The organism is bacterium (Candidatus Blackallbacteria) CG13_big_fil_rev_8_21_14_2_50_49_14, from assembly GCA_002783405.1.
Lineage (GTDB): Bacteria > Cyanobacteriota > Sericytochromatia > UBA7694 > UBA7694.
Window position 1 is genome coordinate 78,007 of record PFGG01000060.1, and the last position, 23,984, is coordinate 101,990.

Annotated in this window: 21 protein-coding genes (1 of these 21 running past the window's edge); 13 read left to right on the forward strand and 8 right to left on the reverse strand. The window is 48.7% G+C overall.

Annotated elements, in window-relative coordinates; genetic code table 11:
- The 4 genes in view from COW20_14605 to COW20_14620 are tightly spaced (at most 57 nt apart) and all read right to left on the reverse strand, a layout consistent with a single transcriptional unit that may run on beyond the window.
- A protein-coding gene (locus COW20_14605) for a hypothetical protein (protein ID PIW46845.1) crosses the window boundary here: on the reverse strand, window positions 1–361 show its 5' portion. It extends 2,210 nt beyond the left edge of the window; 361 of the gene's 2,571 nt are visible here — the first part of the coding sequence; the start codon lies at window positions 359–361; the stop codon falls past the left edge of the window.
- 57 nt (window positions 362–418) lie between these two features.
- Window positions 419–1,270: a hypothetical protein gene (locus COW20_14610; protein ID PIW46846.1), complete on the reverse strand. Its 852-nt coding sequence runs from the start codon at window positions 1,268–1,270 to the stop codon at window positions 419–421.
- Window positions 1,234–2,823, reverse strand: a complete 1,590-nt coding sequence (locus COW20_14615; GenBank protein PIW46847.1) for a hypothetical protein — start codon at window positions 2,821–2,823, stop codon at window positions 1,234–1,236. Before COW20_14615 ends, COW20_14610 begins: the two co-directional genes overlap by 37 nt.
- Window positions 2,793–3,782 carry a hypothetical protein gene (locus tag COW20_14620; GenBank protein PIW46848.1) on the reverse strand — a complete coding sequence of 330 codons (990 nt, stop codon included), beginning with the start codon at window positions 3,780–3,782 and terminating at the stop codon, window positions 2,793–2,795. Before COW20_14620 ends, COW20_14615 begins: the two co-directional genes overlap by 31 nt.
- A 240-nt stretch (window positions 3,783–4,022) precedes the next feature.
- Here COW20_14620 and COW20_14625 point away from each other — a divergent pair, with 240 nt between their 5' ends.
- From COW20_14625 to COW20_14645, 5 genes are all read left to right on the forward strand, one after another.
- The gene (locus COW20_14625) at window positions 4,023–6,284 is read left to right on the forward strand and encodes a hypothetical protein (GenBank protein PIW46849.1); all 2,262 of its coding nucleotides are present in this window, start codon (window positions 4,023–4,025) and stop codon (window positions 6,282–6,284) included.
- A 101-nt stretch (window positions 6,285–6,385) separates the two neighbouring features.
- Complete coding sequence (locus COW20_14630; GenBank protein PIW46850.1) at window positions 6,386–7,006, forward strand: adenylate cyclase; 621 nt, start codon at window positions 6,386–6,388, stop codon at window positions 7,004–7,006.
- Entirely contained in the window at window positions 7,006–7,557 is a 552-nt protein-coding gene (locus COW20_14635) for a hypothetical protein (GenBank protein ID PIW46851.1), read from the forward strand. The genes COW20_14630 and COW20_14635 overlap by 1 nt, the downstream gene beginning before the upstream one ends.
- Before the next feature lie 97 nt (window positions 7,558–7,654).
- Entirely contained in the window at window positions 7,655–8,140 is a 486-nt protein-coding gene (locus COW20_14640) for a hypothetical protein (GenBank protein ID PIW46852.1), read from the forward strand.
- A gap of 7 nt (window positions 8,141–8,147) precedes the next feature.
- Window positions 8,148–8,708 carry a hypothetical protein gene (locus tag COW20_14645; protein PIW46853.1) on the forward strand — a complete coding sequence of 187 codons (561 nt, stop codon included), beginning with the start codon at window positions 8,148–8,150 and terminating at the stop codon, window positions 8,706–8,708.
- Window positions 8,709–8,761: 53 nt separating this feature from the next.
- Here the strand turns inward: COW20_14645 and COW20_14650 are convergent, their stop codons facing one another.
- Genes COW20_14650 through COW20_14660 form a run of 3 tightly spaced genes read right to left on the reverse strand, consistent with a single transcriptional unit; the run spans window position 8,762 to window position 11,957 of the window.
- Window positions 8,762–10,099, reverse strand: coding sequence for a hypothetical protein (locus tag COW20_14650; GenBank protein PIW46854.1), 1,338 nt, complete (start codon window positions 10,097–10,099; stop codon window positions 8,762–8,764).
- 7 nt (window positions 10,100–10,106) lie between these two features.
- Window positions 10,107–10,556 carry a hypothetical protein gene (locus COW20_14655; GenBank protein PIW46855.1) on the reverse strand — a complete coding sequence of 150 codons (450 nt, stop codon included), beginning with the start codon at window positions 10,554–10,556 and terminating at the stop codon, window positions 10,107–10,109.
- Window positions 10,557–11,957, reverse strand: coding sequence for a hypothetical protein (locus COW20_14660; GenBank protein ID PIW46856.1), 1,401 nt, complete (start codon window positions 11,955–11,957; stop codon window positions 10,557–10,559). It lies immediately after the preceding gene.
- A 323-nt stretch (window positions 11,958–12,280) separates the two neighbouring features.
- Here COW20_14660 and COW20_14665 point away from each other — a divergent pair, with 323 nt between their 5' ends.
- The 4 genes from COW20_14665 to COW20_14680 are packed head-to-tail and all read left to right on the forward strand — an operon-like array spanning window position 12,281 to window position 15,996.
- Complete coding sequence (locus COW20_14665; protein ID PIW46857.1) at window positions 12,281–13,678, forward strand: hypothetical protein; 1,398 nt, start codon at window positions 12,281–12,283, stop codon at window positions 13,676–13,678.
- A gap of 16 nt (window positions 13,679–13,694) precedes the next feature.
- A complete protein-coding gene (locus tag COW20_14670; protein PIW46858.1) occupies window positions 13,695–14,588 on the forward strand; it encodes an adhesin in 894 nt (297 codons plus the stop codon).
- On the forward strand, window positions 14,585–15,370 hold the full coding sequence (locus COW20_14675; GenBank protein PIW46859.1) for a metal ABC transporter permease: 786 nt from the start codon (window positions 14,585–14,587) through the stop codon (window positions 15,368–15,370). The genes COW20_14670 and COW20_14675 overlap by 4 nt, the downstream gene beginning before the upstream one ends.
- Entirely contained in the window at window positions 15,367–15,996 is a 630-nt protein-coding gene (locus COW20_14680) for a hypothetical protein (protein PIW46860.1), read from the forward strand. Before COW20_14675 ends, COW20_14680 begins: the two co-directional genes overlap by 4 nt.
- A 68-nt stretch (window positions 15,997–16,064) precedes the next feature.
- Here COW20_14680 and COW20_14685 read toward each other — a convergent pair whose 3' ends face one another.
- Complete coding sequence (locus COW20_14685) at window positions 16,065–17,741, reverse strand: glutamine--tRNA ligase (GenBank protein PIW46861.1); 1,677 nt, start codon at window positions 17,739–17,741, stop codon at window positions 16,065–16,067.
- Between the two features lie 2,510 nt (window positions 17,742–20,251).
- Here COW20_14685 and COW20_14690 point away from each other — a divergent pair.
- The 4 genes from COW20_14690 to COW20_14705 all read left to right on the forward strand — a co-directional run bounded on the left by COW20_14690 (window position 20,252) and on the right by COW20_14705 (window position 23,952).
- The gene (locus COW20_14690; GenBank protein PIW46883.1) at window positions 20,252–20,806 is read left to right on the forward strand and encodes a peptidylprolyl isomerase; all 555 of its coding nucleotides are present in this window, start codon (window positions 20,252–20,254) and stop codon (window positions 20,804–20,806) included.
- Window positions 20,807–20,898: 92 nt separating this feature from the next.
- Window positions 20,899–22,332 carry a proline--tRNA ligase gene (locus COW20_14695; GenBank protein ID PIW46862.1) on the forward strand — a complete coding sequence of 478 codons (1,434 nt, stop codon included), beginning with the start codon at window positions 20,899–20,901 and terminating at the stop codon, window positions 22,330–22,332.
- On the forward strand, window positions 22,316–23,437 hold the full coding sequence (locus COW20_14700; protein ID PIW46863.1) for a hypothetical protein: 1,122 nt from the start codon (window positions 22,316–22,318) through the stop codon (window positions 23,435–23,437). The genes COW20_14695 and COW20_14700 overlap by 17 nt, the downstream gene beginning before the upstream one ends.
- 98 nt (window positions 23,438–23,535) lie before the next feature.
- Window positions 23,536–23,952, forward strand: a complete 417-nt coding sequence (locus tag COW20_14705; GenBank protein ID PIW46864.1) for a CBS domain-containing protein — start codon at window positions 23,536–23,538, stop codon at window positions 23,950–23,952.
- The last annotated feature ends 32 nt before the right edge of the window (window positions 23,953–23,984 follow it).

Below are 23,984 nucleotides of genomic sequence, written 5' to 3' on the forward strand. Positions count from 1 at the left end.
GTACTGGTGTAGGGGCCCCAAAGATATTGCCTGGGCCTTGAATCGGGGAGGGGCCCGTATAATAGCCCTTTAAATTCAGCAGTTTCTCAGTCAGCAGGCGGTATTCCTGAGCGGTTTCACGGGCATAGCCCTGTTCGCCTTCAACGGTTTGCCCACTGCAAAAGCGGCCAATGGTGGGGTCTAGAGGGGCGCCGCCCAAGACGGCAAACGGGCCGCTCAGAAGGACGGGCGCAGGGGTGGGCTGGGCCTGCTGCACCACAATCACGGGATTGGCGGTGACGGTCTGGTTATTGCAGGCACTGAGCCCGAAGAGTAAACTCAGGGCTAAAACCGAAGAAACAGGCTGAAAACGTTGACGCATTGCAAAACTCCTCGCTGGCTGAAGTGGCTGGTTTTTTTGAGGACGCAGAAATCTGACTCAGAGTTCCTTTCTCCAGGAAGCACTTTCTTGGCCTTCATAGTGGGGGCGAAGCAGTGGCTTGCCCGCTTTGCCCGGTTCAACCTCCCAATAGGGGCCGTAAATTCTTTCAAGCACTTCAGGTCTTAATACTGTATTTGCAGGCCCTTGGGCTTCAAGTTGGCCCTGATGCAGCAAAAGCAGTTGATCACTGAAATGGGCAGCTAAATTCAAATCATGTAAAATCACAAAAATGCCAAGACCGGTTTGGCTGAGGGTGCGTAAAAGATGCATGACTTCGACCTCTGCCTGAATATCCAGATGCGAAGTCGGCTCATCGAGCAGTAAAACTTGAGGGGCTTGAGCCAAAGCGCGTGCCAATTGCACTTTTTGCCATTCTCCACTGCTGAGCGAGCGAATATCCCGGTTTTGAAACCGAACCAATCCGCAGTCTTGCAGTGCACTCCCCAGACATTCAAGATCCTGGGGGCGCATTCTTCCCAGCCAGTCTTGATAGGGGCTGCGACCCAGGCTGACATATTCCCGCAGGGTGAGCGGAAAAGAGGGCAAGGGCTCACGGGGGTTCATGACTGCCAGGTGGCGGGCCCGTTCTTGAGCCGACCAGTCTGCGAGAGGTTTTTCCGAAAGCCTGACTTGACCGGTACTGGGCTTTAATACACCCGCTAGAAGTTTGAGCAGTGTCGATTTTCCTGCCCCATTGGGCCCAACCAATACCGTGACCGTTCCCGCTTTGATTTCCAAATGGAGTGGGTTCAGCAATTGTTTTTCGGCAACGCGAAAACTCAGATTTTCAGCCTTGAGCAAGGTGGATGTGCTCAACGCGAAGATTTCTTTTGCAGAACGAGTTTCAATTCCTGAACCAGTTTTTGGATAGTGACCCGATCCGTGGCGTTGGGTTCGAGTTTCAGATAGCTTTCAAAGGCTTGAATCGCGGCTTGCGCCTGCCCTGTTTTGACCTGTGCCAGTCCCAGATTGCGCTGTAGGTCGGCCCTTTGACTGTCTTGGCGCAAGGCATTTTGAAAGTCCTGAATGGCCTGGGGATAACGTTGCGCGTTGTAGTGCAGCACGCCCCGCAGAGCCAGCGCGTCGGTATAGGTGGGGTTGATATTCAGAGCCTGGTTGAGGTAGGTCATGCTGCGGGTTTGAGACTCACTCCCGCTGCTCTGAAAATACATGCTGGCCAGGGTGTAATGTAATTCTGGGTTTTGCGGCGAATACTTAAGCGCCTGGTTAAAGTATTCCTGTGCTTTTTCGGTTTGGCCTGTTTGCCAGGCCATTTTTCCCAATTGGATCCAGGCGGTGACCAGATTGGGTTTGAGGCGGGTACTTTCATGAAAATAGGCTTCGGCCAGATCAGGATTGTTTTGCTGCAGGTGAAGTTTGCCCAGATGATAGAGTGTGTCTGAATAGCTTTTGTCCTGTTTGCCCAATTGTTCGAAGACACGGATGGCCTGCTCAGGTTGATTGCTTTCTTCGTAGAGACGGCCCAAATCATAAAGTGCGGGTGCGTAGTCAGAGCGGATCATGAGCAGGTTATTCAGTATTTCAAGGGCCTTGCCGTGCTGCCCCAGGCGTTCGTAACTGATCGCCATCTGGTGGTGTGCGCTGACATGGGTGGGAACCAAAGCAACGGCTTGAACCAGTGCGGCGAGGGCGGCATGGTGATTGCCTGTTTGGTTAAAAATCCAGCCCAGTTGATAATGGGCTTCACTGAGGCGGGGATCGTATTGCACAGATTTTTGATAGGCTTGAATCGCTTCTTTCCATTTTTTCTGCGCTTTGAATTGATTCCCTGTTTCATACAAGCGCAGCGCTTCTGTAGAGTGGGCACTGTCTTGCTTTTCAAGGTTGGCGGGAGAAAGGCGTGGATATTTTTTTTCTAACTGTTTGAGCTGTTGTTGTGCGCCTGGATGGCCAGGCTGCAAAGCGAGTACCTTGCGAAATGCATCCATGGCCTTTTCTGGCATATTGGATTGTGCGTAACAGACGCCGAGGTTGAACCAGACGTCGGGATCTTCGGTGCGTTGGCGCACGATAAAACGATAGACTTCAATGGCCCGATCCCAGGATTTGGTTTCGATATAGACCACGCCTAAATTATTATAGGCGTCAAAATAATCTGTTTTGAGCTCAATGGCCTGCCGATAGGCAGTAATGGCTTGTTGGGGCTGTTTATTATAGTGATAAACCACGCCCAGGTTATACCAGATCTCGGCATCCATGGGTCTTAGCTTTTGCAGGGCCTGGTAATGCCGAATTGCTTCGGGATAATTGCGGCGGGTATAGGCTTGATAAGCTTTTTGTTCTAAATCACGACTATCTGCGGCAAAGAGAGCGGGTGTTATCAGAAATGTCAGTAAAAAATAAGTTTTAATTAATGGTCGGGAGCGCCTTTGTGTGCCCATGTTGCATATGCCTCGGAAAGTTTTAACGGCTTTTGTTGGAAAGGTTGGGGTCGGTTGCTGACGAAAACCAGAAAGCTTTCAAGATCAGAATAGGTAATATTGCGCAGAACATCCTGCATCGGAATCCCCATATAGGTGCCTTTGGGGGGAGCTGGCAGTTTTTGACCATAGGGGGCGCAGTTGCGGATTTCTTCGATTGCACGCGTCATCCATTCATATTCCAGGCGTTTATTGCCTGGACGAAAATCCCGGATATCTTTTTCAGTTAAGAAAGGACGGTTGTGGATGGTTGAAAAGAAGACGCGCAATTCAACCAAGGTGCCAAAACCACTGCGAAAACTGGGAATTTTGCTGTCGTCTTCTTCTGCAACTGCACTGAGTTGGGCTGTGCCTCTTGCGGGTTCTGTGAAAGTGGGGGCCTGTGCCACACGTTTTCCGCCCAGTATTTTATCTGTCAGGGTACGCAAGACAAAGGTAAATTCCTGAAGAATGGCTTTTACCAACCCCACTGTAAGTTTATGCAGGGTTTGCGCGAAAGCTTCAGCCAAGCCCATCAGGGTTTGGGCGATGGGTTCAAACAAACGGCGAAAAGCGTCAGAAATGCGATCGCCCAAGCTGTCGAGGCTGTTGCCAACAACATCAGAGACCCGGTTGATTTCCTGATTCATTTCAGAGACATAATGGTCGAGGTGATTGGGGCTTTGGCTATTGCGTTTGCCTGCACTTGCTTTGGCTGTGGTCGCTGAGGGTTTGGGGGGCGAGGCCGCTGTTGTTGCTGCGGGAGTTGCGATCGGGGGCGGCGCAATTTTGCTCTGACTTGCAGAAGGTATTCCTGGCAAGGGAGGTGGGGCAGGCAGTTGTGCTGTGCTCGGTTTTTCTGGGGTTTCACCCTTGGGCGCAGACAATTGTTTGGTGTTTTTCTTTTGGCTCTCATGAATGGCTTCGCGGCTAAACGACATATTATCGCTCCATTGGGAGCGTGTATATAATTCATCGGTTGTGGGTCGCTTTTTTTCAGACATATCGGGCCATTTCCGGCGTGAGCCGTTGTTTAGATTGATAAGGCAAGGGGGGTGATGCTTCAGGTCTGCAGAATACCTGCCTGCAATGTATTATAACTTAACTTGATCCCTATCTTGTCAGCTCTGGGAATTGAATTTTGCCTGTACTCTATACTATGATGAGCGAAGAAAATTCTCATGTTTAAACTCTTTTTTCAACAGGATGGTTACAGGCCGCGAGAAGTAGAAGATGCTCTGCTTCCCCGTTTGCTTGTCTTTTTGACTGTCGCCGTTGCGATCTTTGCAACGACCTATTGTGCCATGAGTCCTGGCTCGCTCAGTTTGACTGCTCTTTTGGTGACTTTTTTAGGTTCCTGGTTGAGTTGGCATCGCCGCAGGGCAAAAAATTGGTGGATCAAGCTGATCTTGGCTTTACTGATGATGGTCGCGCTTGCGAATTTTATGCTTGAAATTTCGCAAAATATCTTTGATGCCCGAATTCCGCTGGCACATCTCTTGATCTGGTTACAGGTTTTGCATAGTTTTGACCTTCCACGGCGTAAAGATCTGTTTTATTCGCTTTGGGTTGCTTTGATTTTGATCAGTGTGGCGGCAACTCTCAGCCGGGATGGCAGTTTCAGCTATTTTCTCATGCCCTATGCCCTTTTTGCGCTGAGCAGCCTTTTTGCCAGTCATCTTTCTAGCCAACAGGTGCCCTGGCCGAAACCCGTGCTGGGAGCACGGCTGCTTTTGCCTGTTATGGGTTTGTCTTTGGCAGGGGCTTTGCTGGCTTATGTTTTTATGCCCCGCTACGAAGGTTTGAAGTTTCAAAGTTTTCCTGTTTCACTTCAGATTAAGAATTTGCCAGTTTTTCAGGGGGAAATTAAAAACAAGGCCTATAACAAGGGAGCACAAACAGGCTCCAAAAATCAAAACCGTGCAAAAAACCGCAAGCAAAATGGCTTCGACCCCATGGCCTATTATGGTTTCAGTACCGAACTTGATTTGAACTATCGCGGTAAACTCTCCGATGAAATCGTGATGCGGGTGAGAAGCAATCGGCCAAATTATTGGCGGGGAATGGCCTTTGACGTATACGATGGCCAGGCCTGGAGCATGACCTGGCCGATGAAACTGTCGCGTCTTGAGAACAGTCAATCCCCGATTTGGATACGGGAAACACGCAATTTAAAACAAAATATTGTACCGCGCGAGCGTTTGATTCAAACCTTTTATATTGAAAAAGACCAGAGCAATCTGATCTTTCATGCTCCTTATGCTGAGTTTATTTATTTCCCAACGACCTATGTTTTGCGCGATGAATACGCCAGTTTACGAAGCCCGATTGAGCTTTTTGAAGGCACGGCCTATACCGTGATCTCTGAAATTCCTGTTTTCAGTGAGCAGAAATTGCGACAGCTCAGCTGGGAGCAACTGTCTAAACAACCCCAGGATCCCGTTTATTATCGGGTGCCTGAGAATTTCTCGCCACGAACGAAGGCTTTGGCCCGTCAAATCACCCGTCACAGTCAGGGGCCCTATGCAGCCGTTCGTGATTTGGAAGCCTATTTAAAACAAAACTATCCCTATCGCCTGGATATCCCTGAGTTTCCAGAAAATGTGGATACAGTAGATTATTTTCTTTTTCAGCAAAAGGCGGGCTATTGTGAACATTTTGCCTCTTCCTTGACTCTGATGGCGCGCTCTTTGGGGCTGCCCGCCCGTTTGGTGACCGGTTATACCGCAGGAACGTACAATCCGATTACTGGCTATTTTGAGGTGCGCAGCAGTGATGCGCATGGGTGGACAGAAATTTATTTTCCTTATCAGGGCTGGGTTTCTTTTGATGCGACCCCAGGTTATTTGGCTTATCGTGCGCAACCTACGGTGTATCAGGAAAACAATGCCTCCCAATTGGCGAAATTCTTTGCCGCTCTTTTGCCCCAGGGCTTGAAAAATGCCTTGGGCGCAGTGACGGCTTTTTTAGTGGGGCTTTTAGGGGGAGGCCTTCAGTTATTGGGTTTGCTTTTCAAAAGTTTTTCACTGTCTGTGTTGATTACAGGTGTGGTGCTTTTGATTGGGTTGATCTTGGTGGGCGTGTTTCTCTGGAGTCGTTGGGCCCGGCGTGCTGTGTCGCCACTTTGGATTCCTGCTTATGCCCAGGAAAAAATCCGCAAAGCCTTGATTGAACGTTATTTAAACCATCTTTCTGAATGGGAGCGGCTTCTGGGAATTGAAACCGATTTGGCTCTCACACCCCGAGAACGGGTGGCGGCTTTGGCTCGCATGCAGTCGGTTTTGGCGGAATCGCTCGTGCCTTTGACTGAACGCTATTATGCGCTTCGTTATGATCTGCGCAATACGAATTCAGCCGATTTTGTTTGCTTTGAACAAGAGTTGGCGGGAGTGGAAGCGCAGTTAAAACAAGGCACCTTCGCCTCCGGTGTTTTGCCTCGCTAAGCAGGGTTCAGACCAAGCAGCGCCATTCAAAGCATGTTACAATCGATCTTGCTTTTATTCACTTGAAGATCTATTGTGTCCTTGTCCAAGGGGGAGTTTACATGCCTTATTCACTTCGCATTCAATCTCAAGCTTCTCAGGACCGCCTTGAAAAATTGATTGAGGCACGGCTTCAGCCTGGCACAGATAAACAGGCTTTGGATGAGCGTATTTGGGATCTTTTTGGCGAGACCTGGGCGGTGATGTTCACCGATTTGGCGGGTTTTTCGCGCCGCGTGAATGAGTTTGGCATTATTCATTTTTTACAGACCATCTTTGAATCTCAACGTCTGCTCATCCCCTGTATTGATGCCTATGATGGTATTTTGCTGAAGCAGGAAGGTGACAGTCTCTTGGTTATTTTTAAGCGTCCGCAAAAAGCTTTGGAATGCGCCTTGGCCATGCAGCATGCGCTGACAGAATACAATGCCGGTTTGCCAGAGGTCGAACAGGTTTTGCTCTGTGTGGGGCTGGGCTATGGGCCTGTACTGAAAATTGGTGACGCTGATGTTTTTGGCACAGAGGTCAATGCCTCTTCTAAATTAGGGGAAGATATCGCCAAAGCTGGCGAAATTCTGATCACAGAATCTGTACGCGCTGCGGTTTCTGTGCCCGATATTCATTTTGAAGCCTTGAATACTGTTCCGCCTGGGGCGGGGCAGGCCTGGAAGGTGCTCTATTGATGTTGCGTTTCTTTACGCTCTTACTGACCTGTGTTTTGGGGTGGCAGTGTTTTTCTTTGCCTTTGTATGCGTTGGAGTTTCACGCCCCACAACGCTATGTTCTAGAACCCCAGGATCGTTTGGCGCTCTTGCCCCTTTCTGAAACGCCGGCTCTTGAAGCCCCCTTTTGTGGCGAGGCCTGTTGGAGTGCCTCGTTTTTTTTACCTGGCGCAGGCCAGCTTTTTTTGGGCGAGCCTTTGCGTGGCTGGGGATTTATGGCTGGAACTCTGATTGCGCCTTGGGTTTTGGCTACCTTGAGCATGGCCAGTTTGCAAGCGCTCAATCTTCCGGGATGGAATGGCAGTGATTTACAACAAGCCACGCCCTTTTTTATTTTGGCCGCTTTGTTGGGCAGTTTAACGCTGTATATCTGGAATATCTTTGACGCCTATGGTTTACAACTTGAAAAAGATCTGAACCGTTCAGAAAAATCTGCCCCTTTACCAGAAATTTCTGAGCGCCAGCCAAAGGGTTCTGCCTGGCAGTTGCAAGTAGGCCTGTTTCAGTTTTGAGTTTGTGTTTCAGACCCGTCGCTTCGGGGTATGTGAAGAGGGGAGGTCTATGTTAAGATGAGGAATGTTCCGGTGACTAACCACAAAGGGTTTTTCTATGACGATGCAAAAGCAAGCTTCTTCTGCAGGTTCAACCTATTCTTCTCAGCTTTTTGAGCCTTTTCAACGTGAAATTGAGACAACGATCCGTCAAAGTTTGCACCAGGGAGCGGATCTGGTGATTGATGCGCTTGAGCAAACTTCGCGCATTATTAAGCGTGGCGAAGAACTGGGGCAACAAATCAATCTTCTGTTTCACAAATTCGAAGAACAGCATCAGGATTTTCGGCATACTGGCAAACTGCTTTTGAAAGAAAGTATCCAGGATGGCGTTGAACTTTGTGCGGAACTGATTCAGGGAATAGGACAAGTGGCCCGTGCTGCTTTGGATGAAACTGAAGAAGTCGCAAAACGGAGTGAGGTTTTGGGCGGCAGTGTCCGTGAAACCTTTCAGGATTTACCCAATCCCTTTCGCTCTCGTACCATGCGCAAGCCCAAAGGCAAAGAACCGACAATTATACCAATAAGCATTCAGGACAATTAGGGGTATTATGAGCCAGGAAACTAAAGAACTCGCACTCATTCTACGCGATCGACTGCGTGAAAAACAGAAACTTACAGAATATCATCGTCATGCAGTGAGCTATCTCTTTAAGGTCTTTGAAGAGATGATCAATGAAATGAAGGCCGACCTTCAAACCTATGGTGGAGACCCCAACCAGATCAAAATGTATAAGGCTCCCTCAGGAGATTATATTGTTGTGAAAATGGGAGATTCGCTTTCTTCTGTTTATTCAATGCCAGATATCAAACTCTGCTCTGTTGAAGTTCAGGGCCAGTCAGGCTTATGTGGTCGCGTGGTTGTTTTTCAGGGAGATTACCGCAATCTGGAAATTGATGATCCCGAACAATTGGCAACAATTGAAGACGATTCTCTGTTTATTTTCCCTGACAGCGTGCTTTACCATATTGTGTCCCCTGTTGGGCTTCACCGTACGGATATCCCACGTTTTGCCCATCTGGTGCTGAGCAAGATGATTCAGAAAGACGAGGCACATTACAGCCCGATTCTGGATGAAATTGTGCATCAGCAGGAAGCTAAATACCAGTAATCTAGATTGAGATAAAGAACCCGGTCGCTTTTGTGGCCGGGTTCTTTGTTTTTTTAGGCTTCCAGCAAACGTTCAAGGGCCATGCCAATTGCTTTGTTGACGGTTCCATAGGGGTGTTGGAGTTTGAGCTTTTCAAGATGAACGATGGCTTTGCGATTGCCCAGCCTGCCCAGGGCGAATATCACCTGCTCCCTGACCAATAAAGAGGAATCTTTGAGTGCTTGAATCAGGGGGCCATAGGCTTTGGGGTCTTGAAGGTTGCCCAACGCTTTGGCGGCTTCAAAGCGCACCTCCCACTGATTGTGACGTAAGAGCCGTGTCAGAATTTTGAGCGAGCGGTGGTCTTGCAGTAGACCCAGCGCCAGGGTGAGATTGGCTGTTACCGCAGCACTTTGCTCCTGCTTGAGCATGGTGATGATCGCCGTGACGGCTTCTTCATTGCCGACCATGCCCAGTGTACGCGCGACATTGCGTACCACGTAGGTATTTTTGTCTTTGAGGGCTTTTAAGAGATATTTCACCATTTGCTGATGCGGCCTTCTGAGGCGTTGTGAAATATCCAGAAGCGCCATGGCAGCATTGATGCGAACCAAGTCTGCAGGGTCTTGCAAAGCCTGGCAGAGTGGCCCAATCACACTGTTGTCACCCAGGGCTCCCAAGGCAGCAATCACGCTGACACGCACATTCTCATTAAAAGCCTGGAGTTGTTTGAGCAGATAGGGAATGGCCGCTTGGTAGTTTTTAAGCGCCAAAACAGTCGCGGCTTCAATTTTGATGAAGTCGTTGATATCACTGAGTAAATTACACAGGCATTCTGCACTTTCCTGTCCCGGATAACTGGCAAGGGTCAGAATTGCGCTGCAGCGCACAATCAAATTTTCATCTGATTCGGCCAGTTTGATCAGTTGGGGTAAACAATCCTCCACTTTTTGCTTTGAGAGCAAAACGGAGCTGTACCAGCGGGCCTTCCAGCTTTTGCTATCCAGATAGGCGATCACATCGTCTAAATTGCGGGGCGGAGGGAGCTTTGTAAAAATATGGGGATAGATTTCCGTTGCTGAAAAATTACGCAAGGCCCAGGCTGCGCTCAGTTTTACTTCGGTGCTGTGTTCATGCACCAAGGAACGAAAAAGGGCTTCTATGGCTGCCGGGTCACGCAGATAGCCCAAGACCCAGGCCACGTTTTTTCGGATTTCTTCATCGATAGATACCAGATTCTCAATCAGAAGGGGGGTAATTTCTGTGCCCCATTCCAAAAGTTGTTGAACGGCGGCATTCAATTGTTCAAGATCTTCAGATTTCAGTTGCTGAATCACCTGTTGAAAACTTGGATTTTCAGCTGCAGCGAGGGGGCTGCGCTCCTGCTGCAGCGGCAAAGAGGGCTGGTTCATGCCAACGCTAACGTTTTTTCAAGGGTTGGATAGAGACCACTTTGCCATCAAGAAGTTCGAGATCGGCCATCAGGCCAGAGCCACGAAAAATAAAACGGTCCCCGATATTGATTGGATATTTGCATTGCATGCGTTTGATCGCGGCACCACTGCAAAAAACAGCTTCTTTGATGACATCTGCAATGGGAGCAGGAATATTTTCTAGAAAGGGTTTTAACTCGCTGGGATTGAGTTGATCAAGGGGCTTGTTACGCAAATATTTTTGTAAAACAGAAATGGAGTCGGGTGCGGCAATAGATGCCGAAAGCTCTTGACTGAGAATATCAGAGAAGAGCATTGACATGCTTGCTTTGACACGGATCTCTCCTTCCAGAAAGAGTGTTGATGTGGGGGAAGGGGCTTCTTCATGTGAGGGAGAAGCTTGCTCCAGCTTTTCTTCACCCGAATCTGCCGACATCTAGATACTCCCTTTTTGGAATCTTGATAAAAGTTTGCGCACAAAGGGTACGTTTTCCATCTTTTTAAGTGGAAGCAAGAGAATGCCTTTGAACATATTGCGCTGAAATTCTTTTTCTTCTTCAATACGACCCGCCACAAAGCGATCGGTATTGGAGCGGGCATGTTCTTCAGAATAGCCCGTTACTTCGCCTGTCGCTTCCCAAATACCATCGTTGCAGGCATATTTCAGCTTTTGCTCGAGTTGTTTGGTATAGTCTACGCGTTTCTGATAGTTCTTATAATAGATCGAGAGCATGAACAGCGCGCCCCCGAGTGCATAAGCCGCCAATTTCATCGAGTAGCCGACATTCAGCTTGCCATAGAGAATTTCAGAGGAAATAACTTTCAGGGCTTCACACATCATTTTGGGATCGTCATCATGGGGTGAAACCGCCATCAGGCTGGTGACCAGCATTTTGATCGCGGCCTGGGTTTGAATATCGTTTTCCTTGGCGGCCTGCAGAGTGCCTTGCACAATTTCCCGTACAATTTCACGGTATTGGGCAGAAAGAATATCGGGGGCTTCAGCCATGGCCTCGATCGATTGATTCAAGAGCACTTTTTGCATATTGCCGCCCATGCCATTGTCTCCATTGGGATCGGCATTGGCTGCGACAGCCGTGAATACGGCGGCACCGACAGCCCCCAGACTGTACATTGAAATCTGCTCACGAATACTGCGTTCTTGCGCTTTCGCTGCGGTCGATTGGGTTGAGGTACTGGGTTGGAAAAGATCCTGAGATTGTCCATCCAGTACGGTTGCGCCTTTCATGGTTCCCAAGTTAACCCGGCGACCATCTGAGGCACTGGGAGCGCTTAAGGATGAAACGCCCCCGCCCCCACCGCTGACCACAGCAGGGACACCGGCACCAGCACCGGGAATATTTCCTCCGCCACTGCGTTTTGCGCCAGGTTGGCGGGGCCGACGCCGTTTGCGTTCTCCACCACCTTCATTTTCCGCATCCTCTTCGTCACGATCACGCTCATTCTTGCGTTTGACTTTGTGTTCACGATCATCGCCCTGGTTGGTATCGGTTTCTTTGCCACGGGTAATGGTAGAAGAAGGGTTGTAATGATCTCCCTTGAACTGGGCTGATTCTTCACCGGGAGGTTTGACATCCAATTGGTGACGGGTGGCTTGTTCACTTTTATAAACATTGGTCTGACCAGAAGGGGTCGACTCTTGTGTGCCACCTTGATTGCCCTTGACCAGTTCGTTTTTGGCGACAGGATTATCAAACTGGGTTTTTGCGGGGGTGGCATCTCCATTGCCCGATGTCTTTGAGGTTGTATGCTCACGGGCATTGGTCTCAGTTGTCTGAGGATTCGTACTGTTACGCTGGATTCGTGTAACCGCCATAGTTCAAATGCCACTCCTAGCCTGATATTCAAATCTTTAGAACTTAATAACATCATACTACAGATCCAAAACTAAACACAAACCCTGAACTTTAGAGCCTCATTACCATGTGGATCTGAATTTGTGATCTTTTTATTGGAAAGAATTTGAGCGTTTCAGATGCTTGAATTTAAATACAATTAAATTGAAAATAGAATTATTTTCAAAAATAATAATCACCCATTTTATAATGGTTTATTATCAATTTATTTCTGTGATATAATTTCTTAATGCAAGTGACTTGCATTAAACTTAAAGTCTGTAAGTGGAAAATATATTTTAAAATGAGCTTTAAATTACAGCCGTTTTCAAAAACAGTTTTGGTTTTGGCTAGTTTTTTCTGTCTGATTTCTCCTGTCGCTGCAGAAACAGAAAATTCAGAAGCTGAAACGCAGTCTGCTCAAGATTCTGATTCGACTTTGATAGATCAACCTTCTGAAGAGGAGCCCTCTGAAGAAGAGTCTGGTTTTGAAAATCCGGCTCCTGAGACGGATCTAAACACGCTTCAGTCGCAAAGTCTTTTGAGTTCGCCTTTTAATCAGCAAATCTTTGTTCCGAATATCTCCCTGATTTTAGATTCTTCGGCGGGCGGGCGTTCGCTCTCCAATCAGGATGCTTCTGGACTTGTTTCTCCATTCAGTTTACAGGGACTGCCTTCTGAACATGGTATGGGCAGTCAGAATGGCCTGAACTTCAATTATGCCGAGTTGAGCTTGCAGGCTCCGATTGATCCTTTTTTTGATGCTTTTGCCTCTTTTCATCTTCAACCAGAGGGTTTTGAGATAGAGGAGGCTTATTTTTCTACCCGAGGGCTGCCTGGCAATTTTCAGTTGAAGGGGGGGAAGTTCCTCAGCCATTTTGGCCGACTCAACAATCAACACGAGCATTTTTGGAATTTCGCAAAGCGGCCCTTGGTTTATGACGGCCTTTTCGGTTCCGAGGGCTTGAATGAAATGGGATTGCAAGTGAATTGGGTGGCTCCCCTTGACTTTTTTTTGAATCTGGGCATAGAAGCTTTACAGGGCAATAACAGTGAAAGTTTTGGTACGTCAGAAGTCCATTTGGGACAAACCCAAATCGCTGAAAATAACCTGCCCAATTTGTTGGTGGCCTATGCCAAAGGCTCTGTGGATTTGGGCGAGCAGTTTGTTGTTTTGGGAGGGCTTTCTCTGGCACAAGGGGGGGCACGCCAGGCTGCCGTCGAATCTTCAAACCCCTCTGCCCTCGGCAATTTTGCGGGAGGAGCCCGTGTCTATGGTGCAGATCTAACCCTGCGATGGTTTCAGGATTCCTATCGTGAAGTACTTTGGCAAACAGAGTTTTTGCACCGTTCTTTAGACGGCCAACAGGAGCAAGGGGGGCAGGCCTATACCTTGCGCAAAGAACAGTCGGGTCTGTATTCTGAGCTGGTTTGGCGCTTTGCTTGGCAATGGCGGGCGGGAGCCCGCCTGGATTTGATCACCCAGAATCAGACTTGGCAAAATCAGAGTTTGACGGCAGGGCCGACCCTTTTGCCGCGCTATGCCGCGATGCTTGAATTTCATCCCAGCGAGTTTTCGCGTCTGCGACTTGAGTATAATTTAGACCAGAGTCGTTTGGCTGCGGGCGTAGCGACCCCTGTTCATGAGCTTTTTTTGCAGCTGAACCTGTCGATGGGAGCCCACGGTGCTCACAATTTTTAAAGGAGTTCCTTATTTCATGTTCAAACGCTGTGTTTTTACAGTTTTTGCTTTTCTAAGTTTGTCTGCACCTGCTTTTGCGCGTCTGGAAGTGGTGACTGCCTATCCCTATATTTCTGAATTGGTCAAAGAGATTGGCAAAAATCAACTGCAAACGAATGCCTTGGCACGTGGCGATTGGGATCCGCATTTTGTGGTGGCACGCCCTTCTCTGATTGCCCGTTTGCGCAAAGCCGATCTATTGATAATCAACGGAGCGCAGTTGGAAATTGGTTGGTTGCCGCCTTTGCTAAGACAGGCCAATAACGCCAAGATTCAACCCGGACAACCCGGTTTTCTGGAGCTTTCCAATTTTGTACACTTGATTCAAAAACCGCAAAGTGTATCCCGTGCCATGGGAGACGTACATCCGCAGGGAAACCCCCATTTTATTACCGATCCTCACAATATTCCCCCCTTGGCCAAAGCTATTTCAGATAAACTTTGCCAAATGGAGCCCTCCTCCTGCTCTGTTTTTCAATCCAATCGCGATCAGTTTCTCAAGCGCTGGAAATCCCAACTGAAAGTTTGGGATCAGAAACTCGCGCGGCTCAAGGGGCAAAAAGTATTGGAGTATCACCGCCTTCACGATTATTTGCTGCAGCGCTATGGCTTGATTTTGTTCAAAACGATTGAACCCTTGCCGGGCATTCCGCCCAGCCCGGCCTATATGCAGGAAACCGTGCTCTTGGTCAAAGGCGAAAAAATCAGCTTGAATTTGCGGGGGGTTTACAATCCAGAAGATCCTTCCCGTTTTGTTTCAGAGAAAACAGGCTTGCGTCTTGTGACTTTGCCGCATGATGTAGGAGCGGTTCCTGAGGCCCGGGATCTGTTTTCGTTTTATGATACGCTGGTGACCCGGTTGGTGCCATGATCGAGCTTTTGCTGCCCGCTTTTCTGGTTTCTGTGGTTTTGTTGGGGATTCACTCCTATTTCGGCTTGGAAATTATCCGCAGGGGGATTATTTTTACAGATCTTGCGATTGGCCAGTGGGCAGCCTTTGGCAGCGCACTGACCCTTGTTCTGTGGGATGGAAAATTCATGTATCCGGTTTCACTGGGCTTTGCTTTGGCAGGAGGGCTTTTGATTGGCGCGCTTTCACGCCGCAGTGGTCACCAGGCCGAACCGATGATTGGGCTGATGTACGCCTCTGCGATAGCTGGCGTTTTCTTGCTTTTGGCCAAATCCCCCCATGGCATGGAAGAGATCCAAAACCTGATGGCCTATGATATTTTATTTACGCCTTTGGTTGAAGTTGGTAAAACAGCCTTGATCTATGCGGGTTTAGGTTCCCTTCTCTATTTCACCCGCAAACTGCAGGGACGTTTACGGGAATTGATTTTTTTCCTGAGTTTTGCGGCTACAGTCACCAGTTCTGTGAAAATGGCGGGAGTCTTGGTGGTTTTTGTCTTGTTGATTGGTCCGGCTTTGATTTCTCTCTATTTCTTTGGGGGCTCTCGCTTTACGCTCTTGTGGGCCTGGGGCTTGGGCATTTTACTCAATTTGGCAGCTTTGCTGGGCTCCTATTATCTCGACCTGCCCACAGGGTATTCAGTGGTGGCTGTTCAAGCCCTTGCCGCTTTATTGGTGGGGAGTGGCTTTGTGCTGGCCGGAAAAAGCCTTCACACTTTTCAAATATCTGAAAACACCCCATGACTTATCTTTTTCACTACGACTGGTTCAGTCCCTACCTGTCTGAGTTGGAACCCTGGATTCTGCCCTTGGCAGGTCAAACAGGTTTAAAGATTCTCGAAATTGGCAGTTTTGAGGGGCGTTCAGCGGTTTGGTTTCTTGAGCAGGTCTTAACGGGGCCAGAAGCTGCTTTAACCTGTATTGACCCCTGGCAGGTGACTCCTGAAATGATTGAGTTTGAACCAGAGGTCATGCTGGCCTGGGCAGAAGCCCGCTTTGACAGCAATACGGCTTTGGCATTGCAAAAAAGCCCAGCCCGTCTGATAAAAATCAAGGCAAGTTCTGAAGTCGCTTTGCCCGGTTTACCAGCTGAATCCTACGACCTGATTTATCTGGATGGATCACATCGTGCGCGTTATGTGCTCAGCGATCTGGTTTTGGCCTGGCGTTTGTTAAAGCCAGAAGGTTTGCTCTGCTGTGATGATTATGGCTATCGGCGTTTTCAAGATCCGGCCTGGAATCCGGCTTTGGCGATTGACAGTTTTCTGGCCTGTTATCAGGGGTTTTATCAATTGCTGCACCAGGGTTACCAGGTGATTTTACGCAAGACTGGCGACGGCGGGCCTGTTTCGCAGCGCTGGGAAGAATAATCCGCGTCAAGCTCTCAATACCCCCGGATTCTACTCTCAGAATCCAGGGGTGTTTTTATGCAGTGTATTTAGCTTGGGGAGCCTTGATTTTTCTGCATTTTGGCCCAGCTATCCACCAAGCCAATCGTGCGGTTGAAGACCAGTTTTGTTTCGCTGGAGTCACTGTCCAGGCAAAAATAACCGGTGCGCAGGAATTGAAACTGTTGGCCTGCCTGGGCTGATTTCAGCGCAGGCTCAACCAGTGCCGAAACCACTTTCAAGGAATCGGGGTTGAGCTGATCTGCAAAATCGGCGTCAGAATCAGGGTTTTCTTTGAAAAGATAGTCGTAAAGGCGCACTTCGGCCTCAATCGCATCCTGGGCATTGACCCAGTGCAGCGTGCCTTTGACTTTGCGGCCATCTTCTGTCCAGCCCCCCCGGCTATCAGGTGCATAGGTGCAGCGCAGTTCGGTAATCTGTCCCTGCGCGTCTTTGATCACTTCCTGACAGGTAATATAGTAGGCGTGTTTCAGTCTGACTTCCTGTCCGGGCGCGAGGCGGAAGAATTTTTTGGGAGGATCTTCCATAAAATCCGTACGCTCGATATAAAGTTCACGTGAAAACTGAATCGGGCGTGTGCCTGCTTCTGGGTTTTCAGGGTTGTTTTCAGCTTCAAAGGTTTCAACCTGGCCTTCGGGATAGTTGGTGAGTACCACCTTTACGGGATCCATCACCACCATCCGCCGCAGCGAGGTTTGGTTCAAGGCTTCTCTTACAAAAGATTCGAGCATGGCAATATCGACCATGCTGTTACTTTTGGCGACCCCAGCCCGCTCACACAGGGTGCGAATGGCTTCCGGTGGAAAGCCCCGCCGACGCATGCCAGACAGGGTGGGCATACGGGGGTCATCCCAACCACTGACATGATTTTCCTGAACCAGGCGCAGCAGATAGCGTTTGCTCATAATCGTACGGGTGATGTTCAAACGCGCAAATTCAATCTGTTGTGGATGGCAGGGCACATCCAATTGATCCAGAAACCAGTCATAAAGTGGGCGATGATCTTCAAATTCGAGGGTGCAGATCGAATGGGTGATGCCTTCAAGCGCATCAGAGAGCCCATGGGCGAAATCGTACATGGGGTAAATATACCAATCATCGCCGGTGCGGTGATGATGCGTTTTTTTGATGCGGTAAATGGCTGGGTCACGCAGATTCATATTGGGGTGTGTCATATCAATTTTGGCACGTAGAATTCGGCTGCCTTCTTCAAACTCACCGGCTTTCATACGCTCGAATAAATCAAGGCTTTCTTCCACAGGGCGTTCCCGCCAAGGGCTGTTTTTACCCGGCTCTGTCAGGGTTCCCCGGTATTCTCTGATTTGTTCTGGGGTCAAATCATCGACGTAGGCTTTGCCAGAACGAATCAGATCGACAGCGAATTCATAGAGTTTTTGAAAATAATCTGAAGCAAAATAGAGATGAGAATCCCAATCATATCCCAGCCAACGGATATCTTTCTGAATGGATTCTACATACTCTACTTCTTCCTTGGCGGGATTGGTATCATCAAAACGCAGATGGCAGCGGCCGCCATTTTTTTGCGCCAAACCAAAATTCAGCCAGATGGACTTGGCATGTCCGATATGCAAATAACCGTTGGGTTCTGGTGGAAAACGTGTAATCACGGTTTGATGTTTTCCGCTGGCCAGATCAGCATTGATAATGTCCTGAATAAAGTGGGAGGGGAGTTCGTTCTCGCTCATCTTGCCTCTTTGAAGTTCTGTTTTTTAGCGAATAGACGCTGAATATTCATTATGACGCAGCCCAGAGTAGGCTTCAAGAGAATGAAGATTCCCTTTTCGCACCCTAATCCTGATACAATTCAGAATAGACCTTGCGCAGCCGGGAGTTGAACATGCGGAAATCGATACGCAAAACAGTAAAAGGGTATTCTCGTTTCTTGGCGGGAAGTACCCTGCTCAGTCTGACCGTAGCGGCCTGTGCCCCTTCTGGGGCTCCTACCGTTGCCTCTAAAATTCAGCCATCTGTCCTTCCTGTTATTCTGCCTTCCTCTTCTTCGACTCAAACACCGGTTGCTCCAGTTACTCCCGTTGCTCCGTTGCCTCCGCGCGCAGTTCGCCTGTCCTTTAAGCTGGATCCCGCACTTTTGGGCAGTTTTAGAATCAAGCAGATTACGGATGTGGCAGCTTGTCAGCAGGCATTGACTTCTGTTCAGACCGTTCTGACGGTGCCAGGCACACTCTCTGCCCAGGCCCAGACCAATCTGAGTCAGGCGGGTATTCAGATTCAGGATCAAGGAACCCAAACGCTCCTGACTTTTTCCAATACGGTTCAACAATTGGCAGCCGATACCTTGGGGCTGAATTATACCCTGAATGATCTGCCTGTGGGCACGACCACTGGTCAAACCACATTCCGTGATAGCCAAGGCGCTGAATTGGGCTTTGTTGATTATAATATTGACGTTACTGCTCAGGCGGGCACGACGGTGACGGTGCAGCTGAAGTCAACGGGCGCCACCTCAACGACGCTTCCTGCTTGTCCCCAGGTTCAGGCGCAACTCAGTGGCGCAACATTGACTTCTACGGGGGGAGATATTTCAGCAGCTCCTGTGGCAAGCCCCACACCTGCTGTGGCCCCACCTGTGATTGCAGCTTTAAGCACGACAACAGGGGCAGTATTGGATCCTGTCGTGATTACGGGTTCTGGTTTTACGGGCGCGACCTCTGTGAAGTTTGCAGGGATTGAAGCCTTTTCCTTTAACGTAGATAGCGATACTCAAATTACAGCTCAGGTGCCCAATGGTTTCAGTTCAGGTATTTTGACCGTGAGCAATCCTGGTGGACCCGCTTATTCTGCCGACACCTTTACTTTACAATCCTATGCGGGTGGCCCACGCACGCTTTATGTCAATGCTGCAGCGGCAGGTGGAGATGGCAGTTCTTGGGCTTCTGCCATGAACCGTTTGGATACAGCAGTTTATATTGCTCAGGCGGGTGATCAGGTCTGGGTTACCGAAGGTGTTTACTTGCCTACGCCGACAGGTGATCGCAATAAGTCTTTTTTGCTTCAGGCAGGAACCACGATTTATGGGGGCTTTGTCGGAACTGAAACGGATCCCAGTCAGCGCAATCTCGATTTGCATGAAACCGTTTTAAGTGGCGATTTGGCTCGAAATGACGATTACAGTGATGCTAATTTCAGCGATATGGTAGAAAACTCATACCATATTGTCATTGGGGCCAATAATGTCACATTAGATGGCTTGACGATTGCCGGTGGCAATGCCGATGGTGTGGCTCCGCACGATCGTGGCGGCGGGCTTTATAATAAAGGCACCTCCCCCATTCTCAACAAAGTGAGATTTTTAGAAGACCGAGCCAATTATTTGGGCGGCGGAATTTATAATTCTGAGGGGGCCTCACCTCAACTGAGCAATGTGGCAATGAATGGTTGTTTTGCCCGGCAGGCTGGAGGCGCTATCTATAATGCTCCAGGTTCAGTTCCCAGTGTGAGTAATAGCACCATCGCCTTCAACTCTGCCAAGCATGGTGGAGGGGTTTTTAATGAGGGAGCTTCTCCCGTATTTACCAATGTAAGTTTTACTTCGAATACAGCCCAATATTTTGGGGGCGGGCTTTGTAACCGCAATGGAGCTTCTCCCACGCTCAATCAGGGCCGTTTTGAAAATAACCGTGCGGCGATTGGGGGCGGGATTTACAATGTAGATGCTTCTTCTCCTAGCATCACGGGTTTCACCTTTGTAAACAACAAAGCAGATAATGGTGCTGGCCTTTATGCCTATAATAATTCAATAATCAATCTGCAAGAGTCTGTTTTTAAGGGAAATATTGCCACCTATTATGGGGGGGGGATTTACCTCTACAAGGCTTCTGCTGGCATCGCTCAAATGAACCGTTTGGTTTTGACCGATAATACGGCTCGTAACGGGGGCGGAATTGCGATTCGCAGTAACTCGGCTCCCACTTTAACGAATACGATGCTTTCCAATAATTTTGCCTCTGTGACTGGGGGGGGGATTTATGTCAGCTCTCAGGCTGCGCCAGTCATCCGCCACGTCACCATGTACAATAATTCAGCCAATAATACGGGGTCTGAAATCTATGCTGATTATGTGGGAAGGCCTTCGGTGATCAGCAGTATTGTCTGGAACCCCTATAAAACCAAACCTATTAATAAGTCGACAGACAGTCAGTTAAGCGTCAGCAATTCAATTGTCAGTGACCTGTCAATGGCGACAGGTTCTGGGAATCAACTGGCGGATCCCTATTTTGTCAATTTTCTAGATATGGATGGCCCCGATGATGTGTATCTGACTTCAGATGATGGAATGCGTCTTTCGGATACCAGTCCTGCTTTGGGAGCTGGCTTGGCGGCAGGTATGCCTGCCGCCGATATCCTGGGTGTAGCGCGCACCTCTCCACCTGATGCCGGGGCCTATCAAGGGGGCTTTACAAGTATTCTGCCTCCGTTGCTGGTTCAAGATTTGGTGGTTGGAACGGGGCCTGCTGTTGCCACAGGCAATGCTGTCACTGTGAATTATATTGGCACCTTGACCAATGGCACCGAATTTGATAACTCGTATACCCGTGGTCAGCCTTTCAGCTTTACGGTCGGAGCCAATCAGGTCATTAAAGGCTGGGAGCAGGGCTTAATCGGTATGCAGGCTGGTGGCAAGCGTCGTTTGACAATCCCACCCCATCTGGCCTATGGCAGTGCTACGGTGGGTATTATTCCGCCTGATTCAACTCTCATCTTTGAGATTGAATTGGTGAGTATTCCCTGATTTTCGTTCGTCTATCGGGTACTTTCTCCCCTGATGCCTTTGGTTTCAGGTATCATGGACAAGGTTAACCCTAGTTAAGATAAAGGACTCGAATCATGGCCAAAATTACACCCCGTGCTCAGGATTACTCCAAGTGGTATCTGGATATTATCAATCATGCCAAATTGGCTGACTATGCGCCTGTGAAAGGCTGTATGGTGATTCGCCCCAATGGATACGCAATTTGGGAAAAAATGCAGGCTGCTTTGGATAAGATGTTCAAAGAGACAGGGCATGTCAATGCCTATTTCCCGATGTTTATTCCTGAGAGCTTTTTGAAGAAAGAAGCCGAACATGTGGAAGGATTTGCACCTGAAACCGCTGTGGTCACCCATGGGGGAGGAAAACTCTTGGAAGAACCTCTGGTGGTGCGTCCCACTTCTGAAACGATTATCTGGAGCATGTATAAAAATTGGATCCAGTCATACCGTGATCTGCCTTTGCTGATCAATCAATGGGCCAATGTGGTGCGTTGGGAAATGCGTACCCGTTTGTTTTTACGTACAACCGAGTTTCTCTGGCAGGAAGGGCATACCGCGCATGCCACAGCCGAAGAAGCTGAAGAAGAAACCATGAAAATGCTCAATGTCTACGCCAGCTTTGCCGAAGAGCATATGGCCCTGCCCGTGATCAAAGGACGCAAAACAGAGGCTGAAAAATTTGCCGGAGCAGTGACTACCTATTGTATTGAAGCGATGATGCAGGATTGCAAAGCCTTACAGGCAGGAACCTCTCATAATCTGGGCCAAAATTTTGCCAAGGCCTTTGAAGTGCGCTTTCAGGATCGCGATGGCGAATTGAAGGCCCCCTATTCAACCAGTTGGGGGGTAAGCACCCGTTTAATTGGCGCCCTGATTATGGCTCACAGTGATGACAAGGGCTTGGTTCTGCCTCCCCGCATGGCCAGTATCCAAGTGGCGATCGTGCCGATTGCCCGCAGTGAAGAAGAATGGGCCCGTGTGCTTGAGGCAGCAGATCAAATTCGGCGTGATTTGGCCGCCCAGGGAGTTGCTGTCAAATTGGACGACGATAACAAGCAAAAACCTGGCTGGAAGTTTGCCGAATATGAATTGCTGGGCGTACCCCTGCGGATTGAAATTGGCCCCCGTGATGTCGACAGCCAGCAGGTGATGGTCGCACGTCGTGATACAGGTGAAAAAACACCCTTGCCCATGGCCGGTCTGACGGAGAGCATTCCCCAATTGCTTGAGACGATTCAACAGGCCATTTATGACAAAGCCAAAGCTTTTCGCGATGCGCATATTTTTACGGTTGCAAACTACGAAGAGTTTAAAGAGCTTATCGCGGCTGAAAAAGGCTGGGTCAGAGCAGGTTGGAATGGCAGTGCAGAGGTGGAAGCCCGCATCAAGGAAGAAACCAAAGCGACTATCCGTTGCATTCCCTTTGAACAACCCGAAGATCCGGGGGTTTGCCTCTTCTCTGGTGAGCCTGCCCGCTACGAGGTTTTATTTGCCAAAGCTTATTAAATGGCTGGGCACAGGGCTTCTGGCCCTGTGCCTGCAGGCCGCAACCTATCAAGGAGTTCCTACCCGCGAACAATTGAATACCGCGCTCCAATTGGTGCGTGAGCGCAGCAGCTCAGATGCTGAAATGAGTTATTTTGAGGTAGACGCTTTTCTTGAAAAAGGAAAACTCATTTTGCGCGGAAAAGTAGGCGATGTTGAGCAAAAATTATTGCTTTTAGCGGGATTTCATCAGTTTCATCTTCCTTTGGTAGACCAGGTGGAGCTTTTTCCTTTTCGACAGATCAGCACGCCCTATGCCTGGGTGCGCACGCCCTGGTTGGATGGCTTTGCTGAACCGAATCCAGCATCCCCTTTGAAAACCCAATTGCTTTTTGGTACTCTCCTGCGGATATTAAAAACGCAGGGAGATTGGGCTTTGGTTCAATCGGTTTCTGATCGCTATATCAGCTGGGTTGCCTATCCTGAAGTTTTGCCCGTGCCGGAGCAGAAATACGATGAGTTGGTGGGCTTGGATTCTGTTATGATTCGCCAGCCAGAAACCCAACTTTACCAGGATGAAGCTTTAACACAGCCCTTGCTCAGCGTATTGGCAGGTACGCGTTTGCCTTTGATTCGGGCGGGAGAAAATGTGTATGAAGTCTTGGCGCCTGGTGCGGAAGGGATTCGCCCTGCTTATTTGGCGAAATCCGCGCTTCGTTTGTTTATTCCCAGCCAACCTTTTTTGCCCGAAGAGCTTGTTGCTGAGGCGCGTTATTGGCTCAAAACCCCCTATTTAGAGGGGGGTACCACGATTAAAGGTTGTGATGATGGCGCGTTGATACAACATATTTTTAAACAGTTTGGGGTTCTTTTGCCGCGTAAGCCCCGTCAGTTTTTACCCTTGACTCTCTCCATCCGGGATTCAGAGCAACTTAAGCCTGGAGATCTCTATCTTTATGGTCAGCATATTGGGCTTTATTTGGGAGAAGGTTTTGTTTTGCACCCTGTGCCAGATCAACATCGTTTCTTAATTTCAAGTATTCATCCCGGAGCTCCCCGCTATTATAAACCTTTGCATTTGGAGTTTAAGCAGGGAGCTCGCCTGCTTTTAGGGAATCCCAACTAAAGGGCTTGATATACATCAATCTTCAGGTTGACTTGGGGCAAAAAAGCTTGATTTGAGGCCTGTTAGACTTCAAGTATCAAGAAATCAAGGAGCGTCCTATGAAAAAACGTGAATCCATTGGACATATTATGTCTGCAGGTCTGTTTACTGTTCACCCCAAGCAAACATTATGGGAAGTCAAAGAAATTTTTGAACAGCAGCAGATTCGCCATATTCCCGTTGTCAGTGGAAAGGACGTGGTTGGTATTGTCAGTCTGACAGATTTGATGCGCGTGACCTATGGGATCGCGAAAGAAGATTTGGCTCAAAATCAGGCAATTTACCAGTCTGTCAACGTTGAACAGGCCATGACGCCCAATCCTGAAGTCGTTTCTGAGGAAACGACGATACGAGAGGTTGCTGAACTTTTGGTGGAAAAAGGCTTTCATGCTGTACCCGTTGTGGGTGAAGATGGCAATTTGAAAGGGTTGGTGACCACCACTGATTTGATTCGCTATTTGATTGAACAGTATTAACTCACTGTAACCAAAAGGCTGGCAATCAAATT